Source organism: Fibrobacter sp. UWB12 (assembly GCF_900142485.1).
Taxonomy (GTDB): Bacteria; Fibrobacterota; Fibrobacteria; order Fibrobacterales; family Fibrobacteraceae; genus Fibrobacter.
Genome location: NZ_FRAZ01000001.1, coordinates 327,535 through 352,130, shown reverse-complemented (window position 1 = coordinate 352,130; position 24,596 = coordinate 327,535). Strand labels below are relative to the sequence as shown.

21 protein-coding genes and 1 pseudogene are annotated in these 24,596 nt (G+C 47.0%); 11 read left to right on the top strand and 11 right to left on the bottom strand.

All coding sequences use genetic code 11. The features are described 5' to 3' along the window. Nucleotides 1-247 precede the first annotated feature (247 nt). From rho to BUA34_RS01410, 3 genes are all read left to right on the top strand, one after another. Complete coding sequence (gene rho / locus BUA34_RS01420) at nucleotides 248-2,302, top strand: transcription termination factor Rho (RefSeq protein WP_371555131.1); 2,055 nt, start codon at nucleotides 248-250, stop codon at nucleotides 2,300-2,302. Nucleotides 2,303-2,600: 298 nt separating this feature from the next. Continuing rightward, nucleotides 2,601-3,407, top strand: coding sequence for a pyrroline-5-carboxylate reductase (gene proC / locus BUA34_RS01415; protein WP_072826956.1), 807 nt, complete (start codon nucleotides 2,601-2,603; stop codon nucleotides 3,405-3,407). A 3-nt stretch (nucleotides 3,408-3,410) separates the two neighbouring features. Next, nucleotides 3,411-4,778 carry a sigma-54 interaction domain-containing protein gene (locus tag BUA34_RS01410; RefSeq protein ID WP_072826955.1) on the top strand — a complete coding sequence of 456 codons (1,368 nt, stop codon included), beginning with the start codon at nucleotides 3,411-3,413 and terminating at the stop codon, nucleotides 4,776-4,778. On the opposite strand, the gene BUA34_RS01405 is transcribed toward BUA34_RS01410, so the two are convergent. The 5 genes from BUA34_RS01405 to BUA34_RS01385 form a co-directional block, all read right to left on the bottom strand. Next, complete coding sequence (locus tag BUA34_RS01405; protein WP_083579697.1) at nucleotides 4,759-5,712, bottom strand: TraB/GumN family protein; 954 nt, start codon at nucleotides 5,710-5,712, stop codon at nucleotides 4,759-4,761. The two genes, BUA34_RS01410 and BUA34_RS01405, sit on opposite strands and share 20 nt — an antisense overlap. A gap of 35 nt (nucleotides 5,713-5,747) precedes the next feature. Further along, on the bottom strand, nucleotides 5,748-6,710 hold the full coding sequence (locus tag BUA34_RS01400) for a TraB/GumN family protein (protein ID WP_083579696.1): 963 nt from the start codon (nucleotides 6,708-6,710) through the stop codon (nucleotides 5,748-5,750). A gap of 34 nt (nucleotides 6,711-6,744) precedes the next feature. Then, nucleotides 6,745-7,491, bottom strand: a complete 747-nt coding sequence (locus tag BUA34_RS01395; RefSeq protein WP_254794269.1) for an ABC transporter ATP-binding protein — start codon at nucleotides 7,489-7,491, stop codon at nucleotides 6,745-6,747. Nucleotides 7,492-7,499: 8 nt separating this feature from the next. Then, nucleotides 7,500-8,459 (bottom strand): FecCD family ABC transporter permease, encoded by a 960-nt coding sequence (locus tag BUA34_RS01390; RefSeq protein ID WP_254794268.1) that lies wholly within the window; start codon nucleotides 8,457-8,459, stop codon nucleotides 7,500-7,502. Nucleotides 8,460-8,525: 66 nt separating this feature from the next. Further along, nucleotides 8,526-9,053: a hypothetical protein gene (locus BUA34_RS01385; protein ID WP_072826951.1), complete on the bottom strand. Its 528-nt coding sequence runs from the start codon at nucleotides 9,051-9,053 to the stop codon at nucleotides 8,526-8,528. Between the two features lie 123 nt (nucleotides 9,054-9,176). Between BUA34_RS01385 and nspC the strand changes: the two genes are divergently transcribed. Further along, complete coding sequence (gene nspC / locus BUA34_RS01380; RefSeq protein ID WP_072826950.1) at nucleotides 9,177-10,304, top strand: carboxynorspermidine decarboxylase; 1,128 nt, start codon at nucleotides 9,177-9,179, stop codon at nucleotides 10,302-10,304. A gap of 106 nt (nucleotides 10,305-10,410) precedes the next feature. Continuing rightward, nucleotides 10,411-10,827, top strand: a complete 417-nt coding sequence (tsaE, locus tag BUA34_RS01375) for a tRNA (adenosine(37)-N6)-threonylcarbamoyltransferase complex ATPase subunit type 1 TsaE (RefSeq protein WP_072826949.1) — start codon at nucleotides 10,411-10,413, stop codon at nucleotides 10,825-10,827. A gap of 90 nt (nucleotides 10,828-10,917) precedes the next feature. Here the strand turns inward: tsaE and BUA34_RS01370 are convergent, their stop codons facing one another. The 3 genes from BUA34_RS01370 to BUA34_RS01360 are packed head-to-tail and all read right to left on the bottom strand — an operon-like array spanning nucleotide 10,918 to nucleotide 13,267. Beyond that, nucleotides 10,918-11,607 carry a hypothetical protein gene (locus BUA34_RS01370; protein WP_072826948.1) on the bottom strand — a complete coding sequence of 230 codons (690 nt, stop codon included), beginning with the start codon at nucleotides 11,605-11,607 and terminating at the stop codon, nucleotides 10,918-10,920. A 9-nt stretch (nucleotides 11,608-11,616) separates the two neighbouring features. Next, the gene (locus tag BUA34_RS01365) at nucleotides 11,617-12,063 is read right to left on the bottom strand and encodes a SufE family protein (RefSeq protein WP_072827180.1); all 447 of its coding nucleotides are present in this window, start codon (nucleotides 12,061-12,063) and stop codon (nucleotides 11,617-11,619) included. Between the two features lie 7 nt (nucleotides 12,064-12,070). Further along, complete coding sequence (locus BUA34_RS01360; protein WP_072826947.1) at nucleotides 12,071-13,267, bottom strand: NAD(P)/FAD-dependent oxidoreductase; 1,197 nt, start codon at nucleotides 13,265-13,267, stop codon at nucleotides 12,071-12,073. Nucleotides 13,268-13,389: 122 nt separating this feature from the next. Here BUA34_RS01360 and BUA34_RS01355 point away from each other — a divergent pair, with 122 nt between their 5' ends. Continuing rightward, nucleotides 13,390-14,703, top strand: coding sequence for a pentapeptide repeat-containing protein (locus BUA34_RS01355; RefSeq protein ID WP_072826946.1), 1,314 nt, complete (start codon nucleotides 13,390-13,392; stop codon nucleotides 14,701-14,703). A 77-nt stretch (nucleotides 14,704-14,780) separates the two neighbouring features. Here BUA34_RS01355 and radA read toward each other — a convergent pair whose 3' ends face one another. Next, on the bottom strand, nucleotides 14,781-16,169 hold the full coding sequence (gene radA, locus BUA34_RS01350; protein WP_072827179.1) for a DNA repair protein RadA: 1,389 nt from the start codon (nucleotides 16,167-16,169) through the stop codon (nucleotides 14,781-14,783). Between the two features lie 491 nt (nucleotides 16,170-16,660). Here radA and BUA34_RS01345 point away from each other — a divergent pair, with 491 nt between their 5' ends. Further along, nucleotides 16,661-17,440, top strand: a complete 780-nt coding sequence (locus BUA34_RS01345; RefSeq protein ID WP_072826945.1) for a hypothetical protein — start codon at nucleotides 16,661-16,663, stop codon at nucleotides 17,438-17,440. Between the two features lie 292 nt (nucleotides 17,441-17,732). Here the strand turns inward: BUA34_RS01345 and BUA34_RS01340 are convergent, their stop codons facing one another. Then, nucleotides 17,733-21,293, bottom strand: a complete 3,561-nt coding sequence (locus BUA34_RS01340; RefSeq protein ID WP_254794267.1) for an EAL domain-containing protein — start codon at nucleotides 21,291-21,293, stop codon at nucleotides 17,733-17,735. A 239-nt stretch (nucleotides 21,294-21,532) separates the two neighbouring features. Beyond that, nucleotides 21,533-22,270, bottom strand: a complete 738-nt coding sequence (locus BUA34_RS01335) for an SDR family NAD(P)-dependent oxidoreductase (RefSeq protein ID WP_072826944.1) — start codon at nucleotides 22,268-22,270, stop codon at nucleotides 21,533-21,535. A gap of 101 nt (nucleotides 22,271-22,371) precedes the next feature. On the opposite strand from BUA34_RS01335, the pseudogene BUA34_RS16040 reads away from it, so the two are divergent. From BUA34_RS16040 to BUA34_RS01320, 4 genes and pseudogenes are all read left to right on the top strand, one after another. Next, a pseudogene (locus BUA34_RS16040) lies at nucleotides 22,372-22,650 on the top strand (helix-turn-helix domain-containing protein); the annotation flags it as partial. Nucleotides 22,651-22,668: 18 nt separating this feature from the next. After that, on the top strand, nucleotides 22,669-22,821 hold the full coding sequence (locus BUA34_RS16035; protein ID WP_254794287.1) for a hypothetical protein: 153 nt from the start codon (nucleotides 22,669-22,671) through the stop codon (nucleotides 22,819-22,821). Nucleotides 22,822-22,861: 40 nt separating this feature from the next. Continuing rightward, nucleotides 22,862-23,935 carry a dual-specificity RNA methyltransferase RlmN gene (gene rlmN / locus BUA34_RS01325; RefSeq protein WP_072826943.1) on the top strand — a complete coding sequence of 358 codons (1,074 nt, stop codon included), beginning with the start codon at nucleotides 22,862-22,864 and terminating at the stop codon, nucleotides 23,933-23,935. Further along, on the top strand, nucleotides 23,929-24,549 hold the full coding sequence (locus tag BUA34_RS01320) for a methyltransferase (RefSeq protein ID WP_072826942.1): 621 nt from the start codon (nucleotides 23,929-23,931) through the stop codon (nucleotides 24,547-24,549). The genes rlmN and BUA34_RS01320 overlap by 7 nt, the downstream gene beginning before the upstream one ends. Nucleotides 24,550-24,596: the final 47 nt, after the last annotated feature.

Sequence of the window (24,596 nt, the reverse complement as noted above, 5' to 3'; positions counted from 1 at the left end):
GTGATTAAAAAATTTTTCTAACAACTAATAACTAGTGACTAAGAACTAAGAACTCGCAATATTTTTTCATAAAAAAAACTTTTTTTATGACATTTCACAAATTATTATGTATCTTTTAACCCGTTCCGCCATTTCGGAACGTAATAATTTTAATCATCAATAAATTTTAAGGGGCTGCAAGCCCTTATTATCCATTCACTATATTAGTCTATTTCATTTTATTGAAATTCAATTATAGGACGCTATCGTGCCCAGAACACCTAAGAATCAGAGTTTAGAACAAAATAGTCAGGAAAAGTCCTTGACCGACATCGTTTATCCCGAAAGCACAGGAATTCCTGTTCCTGAATACCTCGGCACACCCGACAAGCTCCCTGAGAATACAGAAGAAGCTCCGCAGCCGAAGCGCCGTGGCAGAAAGCCAAATCCCAAGACTAAGGCTCGCAAAGAACCCGAATTCGAACAAAACGATCAAGCCGAAGTCGAACCTGAATTTCAAGAAAAGAGACAGCCGGTTGATGGCATTGCCGCAGCCGAAAAGCGACTCGCTGAACAATACGGCGTAGCAAACATCGACGCTATTTCTGAACCGATTTACACGAATACCGCACCTTACAGCGAAACATCGAACGAGCAACTTGGCGAACAAACAATCTTCGCCGCCGAAAACGCAGGCGAACAGGCTGTTCAAGCAACAGAATCCGCTCCGATTCAGGGTGAAGCAACAGCAGACCCGAACGCTCAACAGCAAGGTGAAGCACAGGCTCAAAACGGCGAAGGTCAAGATGACCGCCGCTTCAACAACCAAAACGGAAAATTCCAGAACGGTAAGTTCAATAAGAACAACAAGTTCAACAAGAACAACCGCAACAACCGCAATTTCCAGCAAGAAGAATTTGTTGACGACTCTGCAACGCTCCCGGCTCCAGGTTCCGAAGCTATTTTAAAGGCAAAGGAAAACTGGCTCAAGTTCCGCAAGCTCTCCATGAGCGAACTCCAGGAACTCGCCGTGCAAAAGGAAGTGGACTTCCGCAGAATGCGCAAGCAGTCCCTCAACTACATTTTGCAGAGCCTCGAAAACGAAGGCAATATCATTTATACGGAAGGCGTTCTCGAAGTCACGCCGCAGGGTCACGGATTCCTCCGCATGCCGGATCAGAACTACCAGACCAGCACGGATGACGTTTACGTGAGCCAAAACCTTATCCGTAAATTCAACCTCAAGATTGGCGATACGATTGAAGGCCTTGTGCGCACGCCTCGCGAACAAGATAAATACTTCTCCATGCGCCGCATCGACCGCGTGAACTTTGAAGAACCGGACAAGATGCGCCGCCGCGTGGCATTCGAATATTTAACGCCGATTCACCCGGAAGAAAAGATCCACCTCGAATGGAACGAAACGGAATACAGCACCCGTATCATGGACTTGTTCTCCCCGATCGGTAAGGGTCAGCGCAGTATCATCCTCGCTCCTCCGCGTACCGGTAAGACCGTTCTCTTGCAGAACGTGACCCGCGCCATCGCGAAGAACCATCCTGAAATTATCCTCATCACGCTCCTCATCGATGAACGCCCGGAAGAAGTCACCGAAATGCGCGACATCATCACGGACATCAAGGAAAAGGCAGCCGAAAAGGGTATCGAAATCAAGGCCGAAGTCGTCGCCTCCACGTTCGATGAACCGCCCGAGCACCACACCCGCGTGGCAAACATGGTCTTGGAAAAGGCAAAGCGCCTCGTCGAAAGCCAGAAGGACGTCGTGATTTTGCTCGACTCCATCACGCGTTTCGCTCGTGCAAACAACGTTGTGATTCCGCACTCCGGTAAGATTTTGTCTGGTGGTGTGGACGCTAACGCCATGCAGTTCCCGAAGAAGTTCTTCGGTGCCGCCCGTAAGATTCAGGACAAGATTCGCACGGTCAAGAACGAAGACGGTTCCATCAGCGAAGAAGTCCAGAAGAATGGTTCACTCACCATCATCGGTACCGCCCTTATCGAAACGGGTAGCCGCATGGACGAAGTGATCTTCGAAGAATTCAAGGGCACCGGCAACATGGAACTCGTGCTTGACCGCCGCATCGCAGAAAAGCGCATTTGGCCCGCCATTGACGTGTTCAAGTCCGGCACCCGCAAGGAAGAACGCTTGCTTTCGCTCCTCGAACAGAATGCCGCCTGGAACTTCAGACGTGGCAGTCAGAACGAGACGGAAACAGGCATTATGGAGAACCTGCTCAAGCTCATGAGTAAACTCAAGACGAACGCAGAACTCCTCGCCGTTCTCTCCAAACCGAAAGTCTAAAAAAGAATTTAGCGGAACGCTCACAAGGCGTTCCGTTTTTTTTCATTACGACGTCCCCCAGTTTGTCATCCTGGAGCCGAAGGCGATAGGATCTATAATTTCTGGAGACCTCATTTGGGACGGCATCCCCTTTTTACCACCTCTGTCATGCCGGACTTTGTGCCGGCATCGCCTTTTTACAAACAAAAAATTTTTACGTTTACAATCGTAACGTCATTGCTAAAAGCGAACACAACTTTCGTCATTACGTGAAGCGAAGCGCTGAAGCAATCCATTAAGCTTTAAAAAAGGAATAAAAATGAACAATACGATTTTCTTTGCCGGTACTGGTAACATGGGCGGAGCCATCCTCCGCGGTCTTTTGAACGCAGGCACAGATGCCAAGAACATTTTCTTCTTTGATCCAAGCGACAAGGCTGCCGAAGCCGTAAGCGCCCTCGGTTGTGTCCGCGTTTCTAGCTTTGCCGAAGGTATCGAAAAAGCAAACGTCACGTTCCTCTGCGTCAAGCCGCAGATTTTCAAGCTCGTCGCTGCCGAATGGAAGGCTGCAGCAGCAACGCTCAAAAGCGAAAAGACCTTCATCAGCATCATGGCTGGCGTTGTCCGCAAGAGCCTCATCGAAGTTCTTGGCGAAAAGAATCAGGTTCTCCGCGTGATGCCGAACTTGCCGCTTACCGTTGGCAAGGGCTCTGTGGGCCTTGCTACCGACGGCGTTTCCGAAGCAACGCTCAAGATTGCAGAAGAAATCTTCGGTAACATCGGTGTGACCTGCCGCGTTGCAGAATCCCTCATGGATGCTGTTACTGGACTTTCCGGCAGCGCTCCGGCATACGTCTTTGAATTCATCGAAGGACTTACCCGCGGTGGAGTGAAGGCTGGCCTCACCCGCGATGTCGCCCTCAAGCTCGCCCTCGGCACTATCGAAGGTAGCGTTGAACTCGTCAAGCAGTCCGGCAAGAGCCCCAGCGACCTCTGCGCTATGGTCTGCTCTCCGGCCGGCACGACAATTGCAGGCATCGACGCTCTCGAAGAAGGTGCATTCCGCAGCACGCTTATCAAGGCTGTTGTCGCCGGCACGAACCGCAGCAAGGAACTGGGCAAGTAAAACGTGCAATCTTCCATCGATTTTTTCACAAAAGAAACTGCAACATCCTCGTTCATCTTGGATGTGCTTTCTTCTGTGGACAACAAAGTCGATGTTCATTCGCCCCTAAATGACGGAGTCTCCGAAATAGCAAACTCGCTCCGCGCTACACTTGCCCCCATCGTCATTTGGGACTTAGATTCCTTTACTGCAAAAAATGCAGAACTGCTTTCGGAGCTTCGCGAATACAATCCGGACTCCATGATTCTCGCCTATGCAGAATCACCCGAAAAGCACACAAACATTTCAAGCAAGCTCTACGACGCCATTCTCTCGACCGAAGCGCTCCGTTTACACTTGATGAGCAAAATTTCGCGTCTCAAGGAAATCTATAACGCAAAGCGCATTTTCCGTGAAAGAATGTCGCACCTCGTCGGTAAGAGCGAAGCAATGCAACGTTTGCGCAAGAACGTCGAACGCGCTATTTTGCACACAGGCCCCGTACTCATCCAAGGAGAATCTGGAGTCGGCAAAGATCTCATTGCTCGCGCCATCGCCTGCGTTTACGACAAATTCGTCACAGTCAACTGTAGCGCCATTCCCGAAGCGCTATTTGAGAGCGAACTTTTCGGCCACACACGCGGAGCGTTCACTGGAGCACAAAACGAACGCATCGGGCTTTTCGAAGATGCGAACGGCGGTGCCATATTCCTCGACGAAATCGGTGACATGCCGTTGCACGCTCAAGTCAAGCTTTTGCGTGTCATCCAGAATCACGAAATCCGCCCCATCGGAGCCAACAAAACCCGCCACATAGACGTACGCATTATCGCTGCCACGAACCGCGATTTGAAAGAAGAAATTTTCGAGAAACGATTCCGCGAAGACCTTTATTACCGTCTGAACGTTATCCCGATGCAGCTTTCACCGCTCCGCGATCGAAAAGAAGACATCGAAGATCTCGCCAATTACTTTATCCGCCAATATGCGCCCGCAGGCGAACCGTACACGCTCTCGCCCGAAGCCTTGAAAAAACTTCAAAATCACAATTGGCCAGGCAACATCCGTGAACTTGAAAACGTCATTCAACGCGCGCTCTGCTTTACGGACCCCGGCGTTTTAAGGCCCGAAGACCTGCAAATTGACGAAGACAACCACAAAAAAACAGATTTTTCAAGCGCTAGCCACGCGGCAATCAAAGCATTCAACGCCGATAGCTATGATGATTTTCGCGACATGCAACTCGACGAAGAACGAGAATTTCTAAAAGCAACTATCCGCAATTGCGATGGTTCCGTAAGCCTTGCCGCCGAGCGGCTTCGCATGAACCGCACCGCACTTTACAACCGTCTTGCACGCCTTGGCTTAAGCGTCAAAAACGTTCAATTTTAAAGCCGCGTTTGCGCAAAGCGTCTATGACGTTATCCTTTTCAAGCGCCAAATGCGCAACGCCAACAACTACAAAAACGTTTCTATCCTCACGCAAAAATGCCGCAATGGACTCCGCCATTTTTGCATTGCGGTTCACATAAATACGTTGTTCAATTTCATCCTTGAACTTCTGATCGCTAGAAGACGATTCCTCGCTTTCATATTCTTCATCATCTTTGTTCAACAAGCTACGCAACAAATCGTCATCACCCGTTTTCCAGGCGTGAATCAAGTTTTTCACAAGCGTTTCAAATTCAGCAATTTCTCGCAAGGTTGTCTTTAAGTAATACACACCTGCCGAATCCGATTCCGTTGTATCAGCAAGTGCGCTAATCTGTTCTTCCGCTGTTTCCAAACCCACAATAGCCTTGCCATCTGACGCAGCTCTATCCAAAAGCACATAGTCAATCCCGTATTCAGGATTCAATCCAGCCTGTTCAAATGCATACGCACTAAGCGTTGTCGCTACAAGCCAGGGGCGCATTTTTTCAAATACCACCATAGGAATATCCCAGACCGCACAAAGGCTATCTAAAGACTTCCACATTTCTGGCGGCAATATATCACGGAGCAACTTATCTTCAAGCATTCCCTGAGAAACCGATTCCTTACCAATCTCTTTCGCGACTTCTTCATCGTTCATGTTGATTTCAACAGCAAGTTCCTCAGCACGAGCAAACGCAGAATCAATCACAGGTGCAAGCGGATAAAGCGAGGAATCCGCCAAATGAATACTCCCCAGCACCCACACCGAAGAGTTTTCATCAGAAATTTTCCACAAAAAATGTTTGCTTTCAGGCTGAACTTCATTTCTTTTTGAAGTTCCCGAACATGCGATTAAACAAGATGTCCAATACGCACAAAGCAAAGCAAACAAAATGTATCGTCTATTCATAATATAATTCTACAAAAAACAACTACAAATAGACTTTAGTAGCGTTCAATAATATAGCCACGATTTCTAAGGTTTTCAATCACATTATTTTTTTCAAAAGCCAAATGAGCTGTACCCACTACGACAAAAACGTTTCGATCGTCACGCAAAAAACTTGCAACAGAATCAGCCATGTTCGCATTACGATCTACAAGAATATGTTGCGTCAATTCTTCCATAAATTGCAATTCGCTTGGCGTATAGTCTTCTGTATTATCTTCACTCAACAAAAGATTCAACAATTCATCATCGCCAGATTTCCATGCGTGTACAAGATCCCTCATCATAGTTCTAGCTTTGGGAAGTTCACGCATGGTTGACTTCAAAAAACAGATGCCAGCCGAATCCGAGTACGAATAACCAGCAAGAGCATCAATCTGTTCCTCAACAGTTTCTAAACTGATGATAGGTTTGCCACTCGCATTTGCATTTTTTATAAACACATTGTCAATTCCATATTCCGTTTTCATTCCTGCCATCATATACGCATAAGTGCTGATTGTCGAAGCAACCACCCAGGGGCGTTTCGTTTCAAAAGCACTTATAGGCAAGCCCCAAGACTTACAAACACTATCTAAAGAGTTCCACAATTCCGCAGGCAATACATCCCGCAACTTTTCCCCGGCAAGTTCTCCCCGCACTTTCACCTGCCATTGAAGGTCATTCATAACTCTTTCATCACTTGTATTTAGTTCAACAGCAAGTTCACTTGCGGTCGCAAAAGCCGAATCAATCACCGAAGGGAGCGGATAAAACGAAGCATCTGCTATATGGATACTTCCCAACAGCCACACAGAAGAATTTTCATCAGACACTTTCCACAAGAAATGTTTTTCGCCCCATGATTCCGACGTAGCCGATGGTGTTGAGGACTCCGAGCACGCCACCAAGATTGTAATAAAACTAAATATCAAACATGTGGCAAGAAACGAACGAAGTAATTGTAATTTATTCATCATAAACAAATCCTCTTTAAAACAATTTAAATATAAATTATTCGAAAGTTTCCGTCCAATCTAACAAGCCCGTTTTTCGAGCATCGGCTGTAGGCGCCACACGCACAGCACCTCCATTCACAACCATAATTTTATCGCAATAGCGTTCCGCGTATTCCACAGAATGAGTCGAAACAATAATGCCCATTTGACGTTCCATAGCAATTTTCTTGAGCAAACGGAACAGCGCATGACTACGCGGAATATCCAAGAACGCATTCGGTTCATCAAGCAACAAAACCTTTACCTGTTGCGCGACCGCTTCCGCCAAAAACACACGGCTGCGTTCGCCATCACTCAATTCAGCAATCGGACGATTTGCAAAATTTGCCACATCCAAAAGATCCATCGATTCTTTGACAATGCGGTTATCTTCATCCGTACGGCTGTCAAAAATTCCAGAATACGGCGAACGTCCCAAGCGCACAAATTCGCTCACACTCATGCGAGGCGGTACCGCGCTCGACATCCGCACAAGCGAAATAGCCTGAGCACGTTCACGCGGAGCCCACTCTGTAAGCGTTTTGCCCTCTAGCGAAACCATTCCCGCCACCGGCGAAAGCAAACCTGCAAAAGTTTTCAACAACGAACTTTTGCCGCAACCATTCTCGCCCATCAAAGCAACAACTGTTCCCGACGAGAGTGAAAAATCAAACGGGCTTTTCATTGTTTCAAGCGCCTTGCCATAGCCGACAAGCAAATCCTTACATTCCAGCAAAATGTTCTGCGATTCAACATTCGTCATAAAGCCCCCTAAATCCGCGAACCGGAACCGCGCACAAGAACCCACATAATCACAGGAACACCCACCAGAGAAAGCACTGCATTCAGCGGCACCGAGGCCGGGAAAAGTCCACCCAAAAGCGCAAGCGCCATTCCACACAAAGCAGCCCCCGGCAAAAGCACACGATGGTTTGTCGTCTTGAAAAGCAAATAAGCTAAATGCGGCACCGCAATTCCGATGAACGCCACCGGCCCGCAAAATGCAGTTGTTGCCCCCGCCAAAAGGCTCGCCCCGAGCAATACACAAATCTTAGAACACTTCACGTTCAGCCCAAGCCCATGTGCAAAATCATCTCCCAAAAGCGCAGCATTCAAATACCGCAATGAAACGCCAATCATCACTAATCCCACAAGCACTGCTGCCACAAAAATCCAGACATCACCAAGCGTCACGCGCCCAAAGCTTCCCATGCCCCACGCTACATAAACGCGCAACGATTCCGAAGAGTTCCCTGCAATCAAGACGCTTACAATCGAATCGATAAAGTAGCCCGTTAAAAGCCCAACAATCAAAAGCACGCCCGTCTGCGCAAAACGCGTCGCCGCAAACATCACGACAAGCGTCACAAGCAAAGCCCCAAGTGCCGCCGAGCCTAGCACACCGACGCTTCCAAAGCCAATACCCGCTAAAAGCGCAAGCGCCACACCGAGACTAGCACCACTGCTAATGCCAAGTACAAACGGCCCCGCGAGCGGATTCCGGAATACCGTCTGTAGCGACAAGCCCGACACCGCAAGCGACGCACCCGCCAAAATCGCAGCAATCATTCGCGGGATTCTCAAGTTCCACAAGATGTTCGACGAAACATCCGCACCTGGGCTAAACAGCGCCTGCACCACCGACGAAAACGGAATGTTCACCGCGCCAAAGCAAAGCGTCGCCACGCACAGCAACACAATCAAAATCACCAACGCTATAAAACCAATCAACAATCGCCGCAAAACAAGCCTCCGATTATTCGAACATAACCATAGAAAATTTTGAGAGTTTCAACTTTATTCCTTTAAAACTTTTCTAATGATATAGATTGAATTTTGTACAAGAGAATAGATAAATGCAATAACACATCCAAACTCTAACGCAACATAAAAATCATAAGGACCAACCCATTGCGGAAAGTATCTTTTCCCTATATAAATCAATATAAAAAACAAGATTGCCAAAGGCATAATAATCCAACTTTTTTCATTTAATCGATTCAGCCTTTTACAAAAAGCAATCGGAATTAAAATCAATGACATGATCACTAAGGGCAAAGCAACATAAACAGATGCAGCCTTAATATCAACACTCGCTACAATAGCAGAAACAAACAATGAAGAAGCCAAAAGTAAAACTAGATGGTTTAATTTTTTAACAAAAAATGGTCGCAATGAAAAGATGACAATCGTAGCAAACAATAGGTAACCACTTATGATATTATGATCTACTTTAAACGGAATAAAATCATAGGGCAAGCTCACTAAACTACATGTCAAATAGACATTATAAAGCAGCAAATAAAACCACAAAGCGACATTCATTCAACGCCCTCAAAAGTAAAACTCATTATAACCAATCATACAAAAAAATAACTTCATCATTTAACATAGTTCAAATAATAAAACTCAAATCAGAATATCAATGAAATTTCTATCTTTCTTACCATGCTCGACTATTCTCAAGTTCCAAGTCCCTGTTTCGTACTTGACGAAACGCGTCTCCGCCGCAACATGGAAATCCTCGACGATATCCAGAAAAAGACCGGCGTCAAAATCATCTGCGCCCTCAAGGGTTACAGCTTCTGGCGTTCTTTCCCGCTCATCGGCGAATACCTCGCCGGCGCCACCGCCTCTAGCCTCAACGAAGCCCGCCTCGCGCGCGAAGAGATGAACAAGGAAGTCCACGTCTTTGCCCCCGTCTATGAAGACGACGAAATCGACGCCATCCTCGATCAAGCCGACCACATCACATTCAACAGCTTTTCGCAGTGGCTGCGTTTCAAGGACAAGACGCTTGCCCACGGCGTCAGTGCCGGCATCCGCGTGAACCCGGAATTTTCGACAGTCGAAACCGACATTTACAACCCTTGCGGTAAATATTCCCGCCTCGGCGTGACCAAAAAAGAATTCAAGCCCGAACTTCTCGACGGCATTGACGGTCTCCACTTCCATGCACTTTGTGAACAAGACGCTGACGCTCTCGAAGGCGTTCTCGCCGCATTTGAAAAGCACTTCGGCAAGTACCTCCCGCAAATGAAGTGGGTGAACTTCGGCGGTGGCCACCACATCACCCGCAAGGACTACCACCGCGACGAACTCGTGCGCATTCTCAAGGATTTCTCCGCACGTTACCCGCACTTGCAAGTCATCATGGAACCGGGCGAAGCCATCGGCTGGCAGACCGGTGAACTCGTCGCAAGCGTTGGCGACATTGTCCACAACGAAATGGACATCGCCATACTCAACGTTTCCATCAGCGCCCACATGCCGGACTGCCTCGAAATGCCGTACCGTCCGAGCGTCATCGGCGCAGCATTCCCTGGCGAAAAGGCTCACACGTACAAGCTCACAGGCAATTCCTGCCTCGCAGGCGACCAGCTCGGGGACTTCTCTTTCGACGAACCGCTCAAGGTCGGTGACCGCATTATCTTCGAAGACATGATCCACTACACCATGGTCAAGACCACGTTCTTCAACGGCGTACGTCATCCGAGCATCGGCAAGTTCGACGAAAACGGCAAGTTCCACCTGCTGCACAAATTCACGTACGAGCAGTTTAAAGAGAAACTATAAGGTTTTAGGCAATAGGCTTTAGGAATTAGGTTATAATAATCGCGCCATAGGCGCCTAATTAACCTAAAACCTACAACCTAATACCTATTCCCTCCCATTTACTATCATGCATTTTTCATCCGAAGACGACACATACAACTGGGCGCTTGGATTTGCGAAGGAACTCAAGGTCGGCGACAAGGTCGCCCTTTACGGAAACCTCGGCGCAGGCAAGACCGTCATCAGCCGCGGCATCTGCAAAGGTCTCGGCTTCGAAGGCACAGTCTGCTCCCCGACCTACACCATCCTCCACGAATACCCGAACAACCCGCCCATTTTCCACTTCGACCTGTACCGTCTCGAAGGCGGTGCAGACCTTTATGAAGTCGGCATGGATCCGGACTATCTCGAAAGCGGCATCAGCCTCATCGAATGGCCCGAGCGATTAGAAGAAAACGACGCAGGCATCACCCACGTCGTTAAAATCCAAATCGTTTCCGAGACCGAACGCGAAATTACAGTTGAAAAGGTTTCTAGGGATTAGGCTTTAGGTCTTAGGATTTATAATCGCGGCTTCGCCGCCAAATTTAATACCTAATTTCCCTAACCCCTATAACCTACAACCTATTACCTATTAAGCCTTCTTGCGCTTACCCTTGCGAGCGAGTTTCTTGTTTGCTTTTTCAATAGAATCAGCAACAGCCTTTGCACGGAGTTCAGCAGCCACCTGAGCCAAAGAATCCGCAATTGCTTTTTCCCTTGCAATCGAATCGGCACGAGCAGCGGCCGCAGCAACACAAGCCTTGACGGCATCACTATTGACAATCTTTTCCCAGTCCTTGCGATCTCCCTGGCTTAAGAGCATCGGACCCTTGTATGCATTCACAACGTTGTATGCAGCAACGGTATCACGGGCTGCCATGGCGCCCATAGCATCAGCATAGACGTCTTTCTGCTGGTTGCGCAAGTCTTCAATAGCGCCCAAACGATTCTGGCGGAGAATTTCCATGGAATCGCTAACAAAGCTCAAATCCCATGTTTCGTTATAGCAAACTTCGGCATCCGCGTACTTCGAAGGATTCGATTCTGCAGCGACATACAAAGCGTCGCACGTGGCAAATACTTCTGCGCTTTTCTGCTTTGTATACTGGTACCAGTAATACACGCCCACGATTAAGCCGGCAAGCACCAGCAAGAACACGCCGTCCTGCCAGCCCATAATCGGCGCCTGCGGAAGCTTCGGTCTCCCGTTAACGGTTTCACCAGCTTCCAGTTTTTCTTCAGCCTCGTCAAACGGGCTCTTTCCATTCAAAAAACTAAACATAGATTAGTCCTATTTTTTTGAAATTGCGTCAAAGACGCGTGCATATAAATAAATCTGTTTCATCAGGCTTGCAAATCCGTTCGAGCGTGTAGGTGAAAGCCCTACATTCAAACCAATCTGCTGGAAAAATGTCGGATCCACCGAAAGAATATCAGCCGGAGTCATGTCATTGAAAATCTGCAATGCAAGCGCACCGAGACCACGGCTAATGAGCGGATTCGTCGTACCGCCTTCGACATCCATTTCAAAATGAATCTTTCCATTTTCAAATTTCGGCACAAGATACATCGTCGAGGCACAGCCCTGGATAATGAACTTTTCCGCCTTAAGCGAAGCATCCATGCCCTTGTGCTCGCGAGCCAAATCCAAGAGGAATTTCCACTTGTCATCGGGGTCGCTAAACGAGGCGAACTTGGCCCTAATTTTTTCTTGACGATCAACAATACTTTCTGACATACTCATACTAATGCAAAAAAGAACGCATTTTCCAAATTACAGACGGGCAAGACCACAGCACAGCAAAGAAAATCCGGAGCAACGTCTGCTTTTCGCGCGGGAGTTTCGACAAGCGTTCCGCCGCCTTGTCAAACTGTTCATCCTTGATTTTGGCAAGCCCGGGCTTTGCCCTTGCAATCTGCAAATGAGACTTGCCCAAAGAGGCCATCCAGCGGTCAAGGACAGAAGCTTCGATGCGAACTCGGGCATCATCATCAGAGGCATTCAGCCACTCATAAACAGCTTCCGCCGTAATCTTTCCGCTCAAAAGAGCCTCGACAATCCCCGAACGGCTCATCGGGTTTACGCAACTTGCAGCATCCCCCGCCTTAAAGAGTCCGCACTTTGCAAGCGGTTTATTGGACTGCCCGCAAGCAATCATGCCACCATAAATAGCCTTGATACTTGCTCCAGGATAATGGGTATCAATAAAATGTTTGAGTTTTTCACGCAAAGGCATATCGGGCTTTGCATCTTTCGCAAGAACAAAACCAATATTCACTTCCTTGCCATCACGTGGGAAAATCCAACCGTAACCACCCGGGAATTCACTTCCGTAAAACAGGTCGATATGGTCACGCTTGTGCTCAATACCCTCGGCCACAGCAAAAATACCCGGTTCCAAATCGGTATCGCCCGATTCAATCCCTTCTAGGCACGGGATTCCTCGAGTGAGGCGGCAGCCCGGCCCAGTTGCATCAATGACCGTTTTTGCAGAAATTTCAAAGAATTCTTCGCCCACCTGGACATTCAAATTCCAGCCATTTTCGCTACGCGAAATACTTTTGACAAGAGCGTCAAAGCGACATTCCACCCCCGCTTCAACGCAAGCATCGGCAATCGCATGATGGAATTTGGATCGATCGAGCAAGCGACCGCAATCTTTACTGTAAAATTCAGCCTTGTAACCCTTGGGCGATGTAAAGTAAATACCGGAGATACTTCCACGCACCCAGGACTCGTCAATCGGCCACAATTCGTTCAAACGATGGGTAGATACAGCTTCGGCGCAAAAAATGGGCTCTTTCCAAGGTTCTTTTTTGTCCAAAAGAAGAATTCGTCCGCCACAGCCTGTCAATTTTCCTAGCTGATAAGCCGCCATAAGACCGGCCGGACCTGCACCGCAAATCACCGCATTGTAAGAATTTGAACGAAAAGTTGTCATTTCAACGTAAAATTAGTATTTATTTGGTCACTTTTTATTTTTCATTGGTAGTTTTGCAATTTTTTTAGTTATTTTAGGGCTATCCGTTATTTGATTTACTTTTTCATAAAGGGAATTTGACTATGAATATGAAGAACGTCTATAAATTTGGTCTCTGCCTCCTTAGTGCTCTTGCGCTCAACGTCTCTGCGCAAGACTTCAGAGGTAAAGACCTGAACACATCCTTCCGCGATAAGAAGATTACCAACTACCAGTTCCAGAAGTCCAGAGCCGTCAAGGGCGTTACAGACTTCCAGCGCTGCAACGGTGAATCCCCGGACTTCGAAGAAGCAAACCTTCCGGAAGTTTCGTTCCGCAATGCTGTGATCAGCAAGGCGAACTTCGAAAACGCCAACCTCAAGGGCGCAACGATTAGCGGTGCCGACATCCGTTCGACATCCTTCGAAGGAGCAAACCTCGAAGGCGCAAACCTCTATCGTGCAACGCTTCTCGACAGTAAATTCCCGAAGGCCAACCTCAAGAACGCTCGTATGGACGCCATGAAGGTTTCTGACGAATGCGACTTCAGCAAGGCTGACCTCACCCAGGCTTCTGCAACCGACATGGACCTTACCCGTGCCGACTTCAGCAAGGCAAACCTCACCAACACGAACTTCTCCCGTTCCTTGATGGCTAACAGCGACCTCCGCAAGACCACCATGGAAAAGACGGACTTCACGGCTTGCAACCTCATCGCTGCAAACTTCAAGGGCGTCAAGCTCAACAACGTGAACTTCGCCAAGGCCGGTCTTTCTCAGGCTGAATTCGGCGGTGCAACGTTCAACAACGTGAACCTCCAGGAAGCAGACCTTTCCTTGACCACCTTCAATGACGTGGACCTCTCCAGAACGCAGCTCCAGAAGGCCAAGTTCGCCCAGTCCAAGGTCAAGAACATGAAGTTCAACAACCAGGACTTGAACGGCGTTATCTTCGACAAGGGCGATGTTTCCAAGAGCTCCTTCGACAAGACCAAGCTCAACAAGGCTTCCTTCTTCGATGCCAACGTGAGCAAGAACGTGTTCAACTACGCAGAACTCATGAAGGCCGTGTTCGATGGTGCCTACGTCTTCAAGGACATCTTCGACAACGCCGACCTCACCAAGGCAGTCTTCGCCAACTCCACCATCGAACGCTCCGCATTCAACAATGCTCAGCTCTCCGGTGCAAACTTCTCTGGTGCAAAGCTCATCAAGGTTACCTTCCTCAATGCTAAGATGGAAGGTGTCAAGATCGACGCAGACACCAAGATGGAAGACGTGGACTTCTCCGGTGCAGACTTGACCGGTGCAAAGATTGAAAAGTTCACCGCCAAGAAGGTGTTCTACAACGAAAGAACCAAGTTCCCGGCCGGTTTTGACCCGCGCGCTTACGGTTTCAAGAGACCGGGCGAAAAATAAGGCCAATTGAATAACGGAAATTAGGGACGCTCAATCGAGCGTCCTTTTTTTGTTTTGTATTGGGCGCCAAAGGCGCCTTACTTTTTGTCCATCAGCCATGTAATCGCGTCAGCCAAGGAGTGCACCCGAACAACTTTCATCGAGCCAACATTCTCAGAAAGTTTGCAACTAGCAGGCACAACCGCTTCGGCCATTCCTAGGCGATGGGCTTCTTTAAGCCTTTGGTCCAAAAGACTTACTCCACGCACCTCACCCGACAGTCCAAGTTCGCCAATCGCAATCGTCTGCCTAGATATCGGGATATTCAAATGGTTACTCGCTACGGCAAGTGCAAGCGCCAAGTCTGACGAAGCATCGTTCACCTTCATACCACCAGCGATACTAGCAAACACATCCGAGGCACCAATCGTCACGCCTCCAAACTTTTCTAGAAGCGCAAGGATAATCGTAAGGCGTTTCGGGTCAATCCCAGCCGCCACACGCTGCGGTACTGCAAAATTCGTCTGGTTTACAAGAGCCTGAGTCTCGAACAGAAGTGCACGGGAGCCTTCCATCGTACAGCACACGGCACTGCCCGGCGTAGGTGGCACGCCTTCCTGCAAAAAGACCTTGCTCGGATTCAGTACGGGGTTCAGCCCATGACTTGTCATCTCAAAAACACCGATTTCATCGGTCGCGCCAAAGCGATTCTTGATGGTGCGCAATAGCCTGTACTGATGATTTCGGTCGCCCTCAAAATACACGACCGTATCGACCATGTGTTCCAAAATCCTCGGACCGGCAATCTGCCCGTCCTTCGTCACATGTCCAATCAATATCGTAATGCAACCGGAGTTTTTCGCAAAGACCATCAAGTCTAGCGTGCACTCGCGCAGCTGCGTTGCGCATCCGGGCGTCCCCGCAAGGTCGCCCTTATAGACCGTCTGGATGGAATCTATCACAAGCACCTGAGGCTTTACCTCTTTCGCCTGTTCCAAAATTTTTTCGAGATTCGTTTCGCAAAGGAGCATCATGTCGCTCCCCGAAACATTCAAGCGTTCACTACGGAGCTTCACCTGGCAGGCACTTTCTTCACCGCTCACGTATAGTGCTTTGACACCCGCCGCATTCATCGTCGCAAGAGTCGTAAGCACAAGCGTTGATTTACCAATTCCCGGATCACCACCAATCAACACAAGGCTCCCCGGCGCAAAACCGCCCCCAAGCACTCGATCAAATTCTGAATTTGCAGTACTCAAGCGGCGTGTATCTTCCGTTGCCACATCCTTCAGCAGAACCACTTTATGCACAGGGCCACCGAGCCCACGACCTGCACGCCCCGCCTCAACAACTTTTTCAACTACATGTTCCTTAAGGGAACTCCACGCTCCACAAAACGGGCACTTACCGGCCCACTTCGGAGTCGTATTGCCACATTCCGTACAGAGATACTCAATTTCTTTCTTAGACTTATTTAGTGCTACCATGAGCACCAATATAATAAAAACAGCATGTCAAAAGGTGACATTTTCAAAATATTGCACAAAAAAGCAGTAAATTTATGGCTATGTAGAACTTTAATGTTGAAGCACCGCCTGATGTTTAAAATTTCAAACAAAAAGGACTTTAAAAGGGCTTTTGGTGATTCGACAGGATTCAATGACACTTAAAAGCACGGTTCTTGTCAACATTCCATTAACAACAAAAAAGTTCTACTTATCCAAGATTTTCTTAAAAGCATGTTGGAATTATAACAAATCGTGGATGTTCAACGACTTAAAAATATTTTAATACAGGTGAAATAAAGAGAAAAAAAGTTTACAGAGCGTGGGATGCGCGTCCTAGGGCGGATGTCTAGGTAAAATGGGTGAAAAAGTCTCTAAATCCCCCGTATTCTTTTTTTATTACAAATCGAAAATCGATGCTTTTTTGTAAAAGAAAAGTTTATATTGCGCTTTTGTAAAGGAGGTTTTGTTGTATGGGTACGCATCGTCGTATTTTATCCATTTTTGCAGTCATTTTTGCTGCTTCAATCCCATTTTCGTTTATCGCCTGTAGCGATTCCAATTCAACGTCCGCGTTTGGTGAAAATCCGCAGGCTTATTCTGAACCTGCGCTGGAATCATCTTCGTCATTGGCACCTGAATCGTCGTCAACAATTCCAGAGTCTTCTTCAGTTGCTCAATCCTCGTCTTCATCGATTATTGCTCAATCCTCGTCGTCAGTTAAGAACGTGCAACTTGTGAATGACAAAGAATGCACTGCCGAAAACGAGGGCGTTGTAGAAACCGAATGGAAGCGCCTCTTTAATGGCGGACCTACAATGGTAATCCCTGTTTATCCTAGCTATTATAGATGTGAAAATGGTTCTTGGAATCCGAAAGAAGCGTCTGTTACTTGCGATACTACAGGTGTGACAGTTGGTGCTATTTGCGGTAAAGTAGGAAGGCCGCAGGAAAGCCCGGAGACCGGAGATGTCTTGTTCTTCATCTATGAAGGTGATGGAAATTGGAAAAGGCTGTACGTAAATGAAGAAGCTCCGAAAAAATGTACTGCAGACAATGCTGGCTCCGTCGAAGAATTTACTTTTGGAAATGAACAAAGTAATGTTAAGTTACACTATGAATGTGATTATGATGAGTATTTAGTTCCTCCTGGTCGGTGGAGCTATCTTAGCAAAGAAGAATATGAAGAAATGAAGCGCTCATCATCGTCTTCTTCGTCGTTTGCGAATTCGCTATCGTTTGAACCGTCGTAAGAGCCGGATTTGCTCTCGGTGGTTGCAGATGGGTTGGAATCGTCAGAAATCCATTCGTCATCATCGGAATTTTGAGCGAAAGCACTCGTGGAGAGCGCTAAAACCATGGACGCGAGAAGGCAAGATTTTGGCTATGTAGAACTTTAATGTTGAAGCACCGCCTGATGTTTAAAATTTTAAACAAAAAGGACTTTAAAAGGGCTTTTGGTGATTCGACAGGATTCAATGGCTCTTAAAAGCACGGTTCTTGCCAACATTCCATTAACAACAAAAAAGTTCTACTTATCCAAATTTATTTTTCTACTTTTTTACTCGTCTCAACATTTTCGTTTTGAAGTTTCAATATGATATCTCCAGAATCCGGGTCCATTATCATATCAAAACTTGACCGTATGGTAAACAGGATATTGTCTATATCATAGGTCACATCCAACGGCGGGACAATACACTTATTCATGAAATCCAGAATCAACTTTTCACGAGTGTAGTCCGATGCTTTGAGAGTGTTATCTTTCAGCATAAGAGTACTCAAGAAACTATAATGGGTCTCATAAGTATATTTACCCTCTAATTCCTTGGGGATATACGAAATTCCGTCCATCCGGATTACCGGTGAATTTTTCGTCAAGTTCCAGAACAAGAATCCCTTATAGCCTGGTTCATACGATTTTGTATGTGTCGCTTCGCCAGAAGCCATAAATTCGTTAAAAGCATCCCTGCGGGTAAAATAGCTCTTCATCGCCATGTCATCTTCCGAAATGAATGCGGAGAAGACACTTCCATACGGCGTATCTTTAAAGACTTTTCCAACATGGTAAATGCGCTTGACTCGACCTTTAGCCGTTTTGGCACGATAAGTCACCTGCTTTGTTGCAGTGCTGCCGCTGCGCACCTGCTCTTTGAGTTCCCTATCCGTCTTTGCATAATCTTCGGGAAGAATCGTATTTTTAAAATCGACACCGATAAACTCGCGAAATTCATCGACGCTATCGCACTCAAAAATATCAAGTACGCGGGCATTCACATAAAGAATATCTGCATTTGATGCATCAAAAACAATGATGCCACCAGGGACATATTCCATGTAATTCAGCGCCACCTGATGGAGAAATTCTGCATTCTTGATGGAACCATCAATTTTTGCCTTAATCAATCCTTGGTCTTTGATAGGCGTGTGGATGAACTGGTAGGCACCCAAGCGGATACTTTCCTTTGCGAGTTCCATATTATCCGTCATGATGATAAAAGGAATCTGGAGATCGCGCCGATCACATTGGAATTTTTGAATAATCTTGAACCCGTCAATTTTAGGAAGATCCGCATCGATCAACACAAGCGATATGCGGTTACCATATTCAAGCAAAATGTTCAGAACCTGTTCGCCATCTTCGGCAAGCAGCAAATTATAATCTTTTCTCAATACGCTTTCGAGGAACGCCCTATTTTGCGGATTGACATCGGCAAGCAATATCGTCTTTGTCTCAGTCGGGAGAGAAGCCTTCGAATCTACTACAGAGCTATCAAAAGCACTGACATGTGTATTGCGCAAAGACATGTCATAAATATGACTACCATTAATATCGGCAATCAGGCTTCCGCTCAAAAAGACATACGTGCCATGAGCGGCGTACGTCATTTCTTTTGGTGCTTTATAAGCAGCCTTTTCCGCCTCATGAAGCGTGTAATAAGCGGGATCTTTAGGATCGTTGATTGAATTTTCAACATCTTCGATATTGGCAAAACCAATACTCAGAACTTGTTCTTCAAGTTGCTTATTTACAAAGAGGAACTTAAACAAACCATTTTTATATTCCAGAATACCCTTAGGAGAATCCACCAGGTAATCAAGGCGCCCCAATTTCGAATAAACAACACGTATATCACTATCCTCGATAAGCATCCCGATGGATTTCATGTGCTCCATGGTATCTTTCAAAGGTTGCGGTTTTCCGTAATAGTAACCCTGAACCTTTTCGCAACCAATGCCCTTCAAGAAATCCATTTGTTCCTTGGTTTCGACACCTTCGGCCAAAGTCTTTAACCCAAGATTTTTCGCCATGCGGACGGTCGAACGGATTATCGTACGGGAAGCATCGTTAAAATTCGAGAGAAACGCCATGTCAATCTTGAGTTCATCGAACTTGTAATCCTTGAGGGTATTTAACGATGAATAGCCACTTCCGAAATCGTCCATCCAAACTTCGTAACCCACCAGACGGAATCTTTGAATTTCGCTCTGGACATAAGAATCCGAAGCCATGATACTTTCTGTAATTTCGACTCGAATATACTCGCGTTCAATGTTATACTTCTGAAGAGCTTTTTCGACAACATCAAAAATATCGCAACCGATAAAGTCCAGACGCGAAAGGTTAAACGACACAGGAACCACAGGATGCCCCTGGTCAAGTTCCTCGCGCATTTCCTTACACACAAGCTCTACAATATGGCTATCGAGTTTATGGATTTGGCGAGATTCTTCGAGAGCTCCGATAAATACGGCCGGATTCAAAAAACCATATTGCGGGTCTATCCAACGGGCAAGCGCTTCCATGCCACAAAACGTTTCCGTAATTGTACGGACAACCGGTTGGTAGTAAACCTTGATATACCCCTTCGCAATAGCTTCGTCAATATGATTTACAACGTAGTTCTGGAGCAAAAGAGCTTTGCGCAAATCATCATCGTAATAGCGGATAAAGGTGTCGCCATTTTTCTTTTGTTCATGGCAAGCGAGTTTAGCCTTTTCACTTGTATCGAGGATTGCATCAAATTCGTCAATCTTGCAAATACCTACATAAAGGTCCATCGATATTTTCGAGATAAACCCCTTAACATTTCTACGGATTTCATTGAGTTTATCTTCTACATTACGGACATCTGCAATGACTGCAAAATGATCATTGGAAAAACGCCAAATCAAATTTTTCGGGAACTGTTTTTTAAGAGACGCCGCAAAATTGATCAGGAACTCGTTTCCCATATTGAAACCGTTTGCGCTATTGTACAGTTTCATCCCGACAATATCAAAAAAGATAATGGCAGGCTCACCGCCAGCATTCCTGATTTTATCTGCAAAGTTTTCACCGCACACGCGGCTATATTCCATATTCGGAAGGCCTGTCAGAGAATCGAAATAGCGGTCGGCATGTTCACTGACTCGCAATAAAACGGAATTCTTACCGTGCCAGCGCATCAAAGTTGCGCTTAAAATCAAGTCTTTGCCCGTGCGGGGATTTTGAACAATAGCTTCGCCCTTTTCGAGAATATCATCCACAGTAATCAGGCTCGACTCGCCGGCATTGAAGAAATACTCTTCAAACAAAATCCCGGAATCAAAAGCCTTTACCGGTTTCAAAATTCGTTCCACAGATGCACTGACCATGTAAATTTCGTGAGTCTTGGCATCGAGAATAACATAGGGATTAACTTTATCTGTATTCAGATATTCAACAAGGCTATCATCAAAAATTAATCGATTTCCGCGGTTTGATTCTAGCGCTGCAGTCACGTCATCGTAAACAACGACTACATAATCATTACCATCGTCGAATTGATCGTGGTACCCTACCGCATGGAGCGTGCGGAATTCTTCTTTACCATACAATTTTTGACGATAAACAACATCGTAATGGCAATTTTTCGCTTTTGCAAACTCTTTTGCCTTAGTCGCAACAAGCACGACATCTTCACGATGGACATCCCTGTACATGTCCGTATCAAGTAAAGAAATCAGATTTTCACGAGTGCAACCTGGAGGAAGCCAGCGAACAAGACCTTCTGAGACTAAAACCGTTTTAATGTATCCATCAACAAATTGATAGACAGCTATAGGGATCTCAGATTTTTCCAATACATCTCGCACCGACATAACCACACGCCTCCGTTAGCACGGGGGTGGATGCAAAATCCAACAACAATAATTCCGCTATCCACTCTCGAAACGACTCCATATACCACTCCCCCCCCAAAAAACGAAAATAACCTCTAATAATTAAAATAGTTTAAAATCCGCTGATTTGCAAGTTTTTTATCATATTTCCGTAATAAAATTAGAGGTTAGTGTGATTATGCGCAAAGCGATAAACAATCCTAAGCAGAAACCTTACGCCCCGCTTCGACAGCATCGGCAATGGCAAGCCCCGTAAATTCTTGAGCACTAAACCACCGACCACTCTTTTTGTCATCGAGAAGGACGCTCACAAGGGCTCCCGGGATAACTGTTTCCGGTGCATTCGGCGCATTCGGGCCACCGAGATCCGTACGGAGCCACCCCGGATCCATCACGTTCATCATCACGTCGGTTCCATTGAGTTTGCAGGCGAAATCCTTCACGAACTTGGTGAGGGCGGCCTTCGCGCAAGCATAACCGGCAAGTTCAGGCTCGTTGGCGATACCGCTCGTAGTGAGCTGCATGCGACCAAAGCCGCGCTTGATCATTCCCGGCAAAAAATGGTAGGCGATTTTAATCGGAGCAAAGAAATTTACCGCCATAGCCTGACGGAAGTCGTCCATCGTATTGGTCGTGTAGTCCGAAAAATAGTGGCTCATGAGGCCCGCATTATTGAAAACGAGATCCACCTGAACGCCAAAAGAGTCGATTTCGGCAAGGGCAGCATCAATTTCGGCTTCATTTTCGAGATTGCAACCCACTGCCTTCACCTGAACTCCATACGGAGCAAGTTCCGCAATTACCTTTTCGGCATGGCTTTTATCGCGACCCTGCAAAATGAGGTTTGCACCGAGTTTAGCCATTTCAATGGCTATCAGGCGACCGACTCCGCGGCAACCACCCGTAATAAGACACCATTTCCCTTTCACGTCAATCATTCGTACTCCTTTGCGCCATGCGCAGAAAATTGGATATAACTCATTGCTTTTTCGAAAAATAAACAATAATCTCGACACCAAAACTCAAAAAAAGTCCATTCATGTACACATTTGTAAATGTATTTTTAGTCATTTTGACAACTATCGCATGCACTATTTTTTTTAAAGTTTTCATAAACTTGGTCTCGATGTACTACGAGACACTCCTACTCCATGAAGCTATAAGGCTTCTCCTAATTTCGATCAGACAATCGCGGCAACATACACAGCAGTCGCTATCCATCGAATCCGGGATATCCAGACAATTCATATCCCAAATGGAATGCGGGAAACGAGTACCTTCTCTCGACACACTATCCCAGCTATCCATAGCCCTGAAAACAAACATCAGTTCTCTCATGGCCGAACTAGATCGTATTTACCAGCACCTCGTATGGCAACAGAATCCAAAGAATGCCGAAAATGCCTTATCAGACATGCAAAATGCAGCCGAAAGTGTCTACCCAAGCCTAGAATACATACGCAATGCCAAAGGATTCCATCAGCCCTAGCCCTTAACAAAAAACTTAAAATTTTCTATCTTTGCGTCTGATGGAATGGCCGCGCAATATAAAAACTTTGACAACCGACGAGCTCAAAGCTTGGCTTCGGGATGTAGACGAAAAGCCCTATCGCGCTGATCAAATTCAAAAATGGCTATTCTGCCAGCAGGTGCGTTCTTACGACGACATGGGGAATATCTCCCCCACCCTCCGCGAAAAAATGGCAAAACAGTTCACGCTTTGCGGTCTCAAGGAAGACCAGCGTTCTGTTTCTGTCGACGGAACGGTAAAATGGCTGTTCCAGACCGAGGACGGTCACCACATCGAGACCGTGATGATTCCTGCAAATGGTCGCTATTCCGTTTGCGTATCGACTCAGGTTGGCTGCGCCATGAACTGCGCATTCTGCCGTACCGCCAAGATGGGATTCACCCGTAACCTCGAAGCAGGCGAAATCCTCGAAGAAATCATCAATGTGAACTGGTACCTGAAGGACAACGGCTTCATGAACGAAGAAGGCGGAGTCGCACAGGTGACAAATATCATTTTCATGGGCATGGGCGAACCGCTCAACAACCTTGAAAACGTTCACCGCGTCTGCTGCACCCTGCACAATCAGAAACTTTTCAACATGGGCGCAAAGCGCATGACCGTGAGCACTTCGGGAGTTGTCCCGAAAATCAAGGAGCTCGTGGACCGCAATACGCCCTGCTGCCTCGCCGTAAGCCTCAACAGCACGAACAACGAATATCGTTCGTCCGTGATGCCGGTGAACAAGACGTGGCCTATCGAAAAACTTTTGGAAGCGGTAGATGAATACATCCGCCGCACCGATAACTACGTGACGTTCGAGTTCGTGCTCATCCAGAACATCACCTGCACTCCCAAGGCTGCCAAGGAACTCATCCGTATTTGCGCCCCTCGCCGAGTGAAAGTGAATGCAATCGTGCTAAACGATGGCGATGACCCGACACTCCACGCCCCCACCCCCGAAGAGGTGGAAGACTTTCTCGCCGCTGTGCGAGCTGCTGAAATTCAAATCACGATCCGCAATCCGCGCGGTAGGGATATCCTTGCCGCATGTGGACAATTAGCGTACAAAAAGGAAGGTAAAGAATGTTAACGCAAAACCTCCCGGAATTCTGGGACAATCTTTATGCCGAAGGCAAGGACTACTGGAATTTCAAGAAGGCGACCCCGGCCCTGCTCGAATTTTTCAAGCACCCCTCCTGCCCTGCAGAGGGTTCCGTGCTGATTCCCGGTGCCGGATTCGGATACGATGCCGAGGCTTGGGCTTTGCGTGGACATGATGTTTTGGCTGTAGATTTTGCACCGACCGCTGTCGATGAACTGGACCATCTGAGCCGCAAACACAAGAATCTGCGCTCGCTCGACCTTGACTTGTTCACGCTTTCACCGAAGGACGCCAAGCGTGGCGGCCAGCTGTTCGACATCATTTACGATTACGGCACATTCTCGGCAATCCATCCGGGCCGCCGCGACGAATTCTTCGAAGTCTGCTACAAGATGATGAAGGACGACGGCGTGTTCATCTGCCTCATGTACCCGCTCATGAACGGCAAGACCATGCAGGGCCCTCCGCACTGCATGAGCGAAGGCGAACTCATGGCTCGTCTGGACGGTGTGTTCGACATTGTTGAACGCGTGAAGCCGACGAACAGCATTCCGGGCCGCGAAGGCAAGGAAGAATTCTGGCTCATGAAGAAGTGTCTGTAATTATCACGCAGCTATTTTAGTTGTCACCCCGGCCTCTGTGTCGGGGT